We start from the raw sequence: 3,007 nt of genomic DNA on the forward strand, positions 1-3,007 counted from the left end.
TCGGCCAGCGGCTGCGCCTGTTGCAGGCGGGGCAGGAATTCGGCCAGCGAATCGACAAACCAGGCGAGCTTGCCGAGCGCCAGCCCCTGCTGCCCTTCGATATCGGCGTAGGGCAGGATGCCCGCCACCGGCTCGCCATCCCCCATGGCAAAGCCGAGCAGCATGCGGCGCAGGCCGAACAGCCAGCTGTTGCCGGACATGGGCGGCAGATCGAAACGGACGGGATAGCCGTCATCCAGCCCCCAGCGGATGCCGGTCTCCTGCACCCAGACCCGCAGTTGGTTGAACTCGTCATCATCCAGCTCGAAGCGCCGCAGCACGGCGGGCACCTCGAGAATGGAGAGCAGCTCCCCCGCCCCGAAGCGGGCGTTGGGCAGCCTGAGCAGGGCGAGGAAGCTTTGCAGCAACGGGCTCTCCTGACTCGCCGCCCGATCCGATACCGCAAACGGGATCTGGCCGCGCGCGCCAAACACCGCCTGAATATAGGGGCCGTAGCTGTTCACATCCGGCATCATCACCACCACATCTTTCGGGGTGAGGGTGGGATCCTGTTCGAACAGCGCCAGCAGCCGGTCGTGCAGCACTTCAAGTTCCCGCATCGGGCCGTGACAGGCGTGGATCTGCAAGGATCCATCCGCCGGATCGATGGGGCTCTTGTGGTGGCTGCTGTCGAGATCGAACTGACCGGCGCCTCGCTCGGCCAGCTCCAGCACATCCTTCTGGATGGCGCGCAGCAGGCTGACCTTGCCCTTGCCATCCACTTCGTCGATATCGACGAAAGCCTCGATTTGCGGCACCTCCAGCTCCATCAGCTGGTGCAGGTAGTCGCGCCCCAGCTTGCCCATGGAGGCGAGCAGCGGGTTGGCGGGACCCTGCAAGGTCTCGATATCGGTGCCGGGTTTGAGCTTGTTCTCCAACCGAGCCAGGGTCTTGCGATCGAGCAGATCCCCCCAGTAGTAGCGGCAGGGGTTGGTGACAAAAAGGTGCACCTCCACCTCCGGCCGGCTGCCGAGGGCCAGCAGCGCCTCCACATAGCGCGGCGGCAGCGCCGAGATGCCGAACACGAAGACCCGCTGCGGCAGCTTGCCCGGCAGATCGGCGGTACGCTCCAGCTCGTGGATAAACTCCTCGTAGAGGTTGGCACGGTGGTAGCCGCTCGGAGAGAGCGCCAGGGTGCGGGCCACCAGCTCGCGCCACAGCTCCGGCTGCCAATCCTGACCGCTCACCCCGGCCAGCTCCTGACTCAACCCTTCCCCCTCTTCCCAGCGGGCGATCCAGTCCGGCCGGTAAACCAGATACTGGTCGAAGAGATCCGCTACCTTCTGGCAGAGCTGCCACAGCCGCACTTGCTCGGGATCCTTGGCAGGATCCGCGTCATCCCCGCCCAGATAGGCGGCGAGCGGGGCAAAGGCGGGGCGATCCAGCAAGGCAGGCAGAATGGTCATCAGCTGCCAGCTCATGGAGCCCTTGTTGTAGGGGCTCTGGCGCGGCACATCTGCCAGCACCCGGGTGAACATCTCCCAGATAAAGCTGGCGGGCAGCGGAAAGTCGATATTGGCGGCGATGCCGAACGCTTTGGCCAGCTCCAGCTTGAGCCACTGGGCCATGCCCGGACTCTGCACCAGGATCTGCTCCCGATCGAAGGGGTGAGAGAGAGGGGCCTGCCGGATGCGGCTCACCAGCAGCTCTTTGAGCAGATCCAGCTGATTGGAGTGGTAGAGGGTAAACATGAGCAATTCCCGCCTGTGGATGAGAGGGGGCGAGGGAAAAGGCGAGCCATTTCCGTCACTTCACAAGAGAGGGAATTGTCGGGGATCGGGGGGGAAGATGCAAAAGGCTCTTGTGGCCAGCAGGCGGGTAAACCGCCGAACCATGAGGGGCGCCGCAGATTTGTGCCGTCACCTCACCTACCCGGAAAACGCAGACAGAAAAAAGCCGGTGCAGTTGCACCGGCCAAAAGGCATTGGAAAACTTGACTCTTCAGGGCATTACCAGTTTTTGCCGAGACGGGCATCCACACTGAAAGCCCCTGCTCCGGCCGCCGCCAGCGCCAGGAAACCACCGGCCACTGAGACGTTCTTCATAAACATCAGCATCTGCATCTGTTCGGCAGGCTGGTAGTGGAAGATAAAGGCAGCCATCAGGGTGAAACCGGCCAGCAGCACGGAGAGGCTGCGGGTAAAGAGACCCAGCACGACGGCAAGGCCACCACCCAGCTCAAGCAGGATCACCAGCGGCAACATAAAGCCGGGCACACCCATCGCTTCCATATAGCCCTGAGTACCGGCATAGCCGCCGATCTTGCTCCAGCCCGCCATTACGAACATCAGCGCCAGCAGTACACGACCCGCCAGCAGCGCTACATCTTTCATCTTGTCCATTTCATATTCCTCGTTTGTGTCACATCACCGCTGACTGCTTCAGGGTAGGTCAAATAACAGAGCTTGGCTGGCACTGGTCGCAACCAGCTCCCACCGGTATTCATCACGACTGAGTACTCCGTCGCCGGGTCGGGCAGCCAGACCGTTGGCGGTCAACTCCCCTGAAATCATCTGCAGGTAACCGTGTCGGCCAGCCAGTGCCCATTCGAGCGTCTCGCCCGGGGCCAGTTCCAGCCGCCATACGCGGGCCTGTTGGCGGATCCGCAGCGATCCCGCCTCGCCATCCGGTGACGCCACCAGCGTCATGCCCGGTCTGGACTCGATCTTCTTCTGCTGATATCCGGGTGGCGTGCCGAACTCGTTCGGCTCGATCCAGATCTGCAACAGGGAGAGAGGATCCGTCTGCGAGGGGTTGTACTCACTGTGGCGGATCCCGCTGCCTGCGCTCATCAGCTGGAAATCCCCTGCCGGGATCTGCTCGGCATGGCCGAGGCTGTCCTTGTGCTCTATGGTGCCTTGCAGCACGCAGGTGAGGATCTCCATATTGGCGTGAGGGTGGGTGGCGAATCCGCCACCCGGCGCAACCAGATCCTGATTGATCACCCGCAGTACCGAGTGCCCCATCC

Annotated in this window: 3 protein-coding genes; all 3 read right to left on the reverse strand. The window is 62.9% G+C overall.

All coding sequences use genetic code 11. The features are described 5' to 3' along the window. The coding region (gene recC / locus AACS18_RS08375) for an exodeoxyribonuclease V subunit gamma (protein ID WP_108614101.1) at positions 1–1,730 on the reverse strand (1,730 nt) is incomplete at its 3' end. Between the two features lie 258 nt (positions 1,731–1,988). Continuing rightward, positions 1,989–2,381, reverse strand: coding sequence for a DoxX family protein (locus AACS18_RS08380; protein WP_005336513.1), 393 nt, complete (start codon positions 2,379–2,381; stop codon positions 1,989–1,991). A 39-nt stretch (positions 2,382–2,420) separates the two neighbouring features. Then, a partial coding sequence (locus AACS18_RS08385) for a pirin family protein (protein WP_108614102.1) occupies positions 2,421–3,007 on the reverse strand: 587 nt, incomplete at its 5' end.

The sequence above is a fragment of the Aeromonas sp. HMWF015 genome (genome assembly GCF_963878965.1).
GTDB classification, from domain to species: domain Bacteria; phylum Pseudomonadota; class Gammaproteobacteria; order Enterobacterales; family Aeromonadaceae; genus Aeromonas; species Aeromonas veronii.